Annotated in this window: 3 protein-coding genes; all 3 read left to right on the top strand. The window is 53.9% G+C overall.

Annotated elements, in window-relative coordinates; genetic code table 11:
* Nucleotides 1-223 precede the first annotated feature (223 nt).
* Genes ACP5D4_RS10070 through argB form a run of 3 tightly spaced genes read left to right on the top strand, consistent with a single transcriptional unit; the run spans nucleotide 224 to nucleotide 2413 of the window.
* Nucleotides 224-787, top strand: a complete 564-nt coding sequence (locus ACP5D4_RS10070) for a shikimate kinase (protein ID WP_428011494.1) — start codon at nucleotides 224-226, stop codon at nucleotides 785-787.
* Nucleotides 771-1472, top strand: coding sequence for a class I SAM-dependent methyltransferase (locus ACP5D4_RS10065; protein ID WP_428011493.1), 702 nt, complete (start codon nucleotides 771-773; stop codon nucleotides 1470-1472). Before ACP5D4_RS10070 ends, ACP5D4_RS10065 begins: the two co-directional genes overlap by 17 nt.
* A 47-nt stretch (nucleotides 1473-1519) precedes the next feature.
* Nucleotides 1520-2413, top strand: coding sequence for an acetylglutamate kinase (gene argB / locus ACP5D4_RS10060; protein WP_428011492.1), 894 nt, complete (start codon nucleotides 1520-1522; stop codon nucleotides 2411-2413).
* The last annotated feature ends 167 nt before the right edge of the window (nucleotides 2414-2580 follow it).

Raw genomic sequence — 2580 nt, 5'->3', positions numbered from 1 at the left:
CTCATCATCCCCTCACCTCATCATCCCCTCACCTCATCATCCCCTCACCTCATCACCTCATCATCCCCTCACCTCATCACCTCATCATCCCCTCACCTCATCATCCCCTCACCTCATCACCTCATCATCCCCTCACCTCATCACCTCATCAACCCCACAAACGCCCCATTCCCGATACACTGGTACAGCACAAAAGGACTCAAGACTCGATCGAAACAAGCGCGTGAACGACATTCTCCAAGGTCTTAACATCTATCTCGTCGGGATGATGGGAGCGGGGAAAACCACAGTAGGACAACACCTCGCCCATCGACTGGGGTATCGGTTCCTCGACACAGATGCAATAATCGAACAGGCGACGGGAACCACCATCAACGAGATTTTCGCCCAAGACGGCGAACCGACGTTTCGAGACATCGAACATCAAGTTTTAGCGCAAGTGGCGGCGTACCAACATTCTGTCGTCTCCACAGGCGGCGGAATCGTCACCCAACAGAAAAACTGGAGTTACCTGAAATACGGTCTCGTGGTGTGGTTGGACGTTCCCCCCAAAACCCTGTTCGATCGACTCCAAGACGACAGCAGCCGTCCCCTTCTTAAAGAAGCCGATCCCCTGGCGAAGCTGCAACGGCTGTTAGACGAACGGCGATCGAAATACGAACAAGCCGATCTTCACCTGTCCATAGGCGGTAACGAATCGAGCGATCGCATTGTCGATCGCCTCCTCACCGCCATTCCCACTATCTTAAAACCACCAACCGAACCACCCAATGGGTCTCACTCTTAAACAAGTCGTCCCCTGGGGTCGATCGCTCGACGACTATATCCGGATGTTCAACCTCATCAAGGAGGACTTCCACGGACGCATCCTCGACTGCGGCGGAGGTCCATCGAGTTTCAACACCGAAGCCACCCAAGCCGGAACCCGCGTCGTCTCCTGCGACCCCATCTATCAATTTTCCGCCGACGATCTCGACTCCCGCATTCGAGAAACCTACCCCGTGATTCTCGAAGCCCTCGATGACAACCTCGAAAAATTCCTCTGGCGAGACATCACCACCCCCGAACACTTGGGACAAGTGCGTTTAGTAGCCATGCGGCGATTTCTCGAAGATTTCCCCACCGGAAAACAGCAAGGCCGCTATCTCACCGAATCCCTCCCGAACCTCCCATTTCCCCCCGAAACCTTCGATTTAGCCCTCTGCGCCCACCTCCTGTTTACCTATTCCGAACAGTTCGACCTAGAGTTTCACCTACAGGCGATCGAGGAAATGTGTCGCGTCGCCCGAGAAGCCCGAATTTTCCCCCTGATTACTAACTTTGCCGGAGAGATTTCTCCGCACCTGAAACCCGTCATCGAATCCCTAGCAGAACGGGGTTACGGTGTCTGTATCGAAGATGTCAAATACGAATTTCAAAAAGGAGGAAATCAAATGTTGCGCGTCTTTCCTCCCGAGCGTTCCACGGGCTAAGATTCCGGTATACTCGCAATACCGTCAAGCACAACAAAAACCTTTCAATGGAACACGAATATCTCAAAAAAGACGACGCTACCCGAGTTCGCGTTCTCAGTGAAGCCCTCCCCTATATCCAACAGTTCGCCGGACGAACCGTCGTGGTGAAATACGGGGGGGCGGCCATGAAAGACAGTTCCCTCAAAGATAAAGTCGTCCGCGATATCGTTTTTCTCTCCTGCGTCGGATTGCGTCCGGTGGTGGTTCACGGCGGCGGCCCGGAAATCAACACCTGGCTGGGGAAACTGGGCATCGATCCTCAATTTAAAGACGGATTGCGCGTCACCGACGCCCCGACGATGGATGTCGTAGAAATGGTTCTCGTCGGACGAGTCAACAAAGAACTCGTCGCCCTCATCAACGCCGCAGGCGGTTCGGCGGTGGGGCTGTGCGGAAAAGACGGAAACCTGATTCACGCCCGCCCTCAAGGACAAAAAGGAATCGGTTTCGTCGGGGAAGTGGCCTCCGTCAATCCCGCCGTCCTCGAATCCCTAGTATCGGACGGTTACGTTCCCGTGGTCTCCAGCGTCGCCGCCGACGAAACCGGACAGGCGTATAACATCAACGCCGATACCGTCGCCGGAGAAATCGCCGCCGCCCTCAACGCCGAAAAGCTGATTCTGTTGACAGATACACCGGGAATTCTACGGGATTACAAAGATTCTTCGACGTTGCTTCACCAGTTAAACATTCAGCAGGCGAGACAACTCATCGACGATGGTATCGTAGCTGGAGGTATGATTCCGAAAGTAAATTGTTGCGTTCGATCGCTCGCCCAAGGCGTCCACGCCGCCCACATCATCGACGGACGCATCCCTCACGCCCTCCTCTTAGAAATCTTCACCGACTCCGGCATCGGTTCGATGTTAGTCGCCTCGGAGTATACGATGTATCGCTGAGGAAATGATGGGATGATGAGATGATGGTGCGATCGGGATGATGGGATGATGGTGCGATCGGGATGATGGGAAACAAGGAAAACACGATTCCCGGTTCCCTCTCAATTATCAATTATCAAAAATTTTGGGTTTAAAACCCCGCCCTTCTAGGGCGGCTTGACCGTAAA

The organism is Baaleninema sp. (genome assembly GCF_049974805.1).
GTDB lineage: Bacteria > Cyanobacteriota > Cyanobacteriia > Cyanobacteriales > Geitlerinemataceae > Baaleninema.
The sequence above is the reverse complement of the archived record's forward strand: the minus strand, read 5'-3'. Positions and strand labels throughout refer to the sequence as shown.

Coding starts and splice junctions, on each gene's coding strand:
- argB (WP_428011492.1), top strand. CDS start 1,520: ATGGAACACGAATATCTCAAAAAAGACGACGCTACCCGAGTTCGCGTT.
- ACP5D4_RS10065 (WP_428011493.1), top strand. CDS start 771: ATGGGTCTCACTCTTAAACAAGTCGTCCCCTGGGGTCGATCGCTCGAC.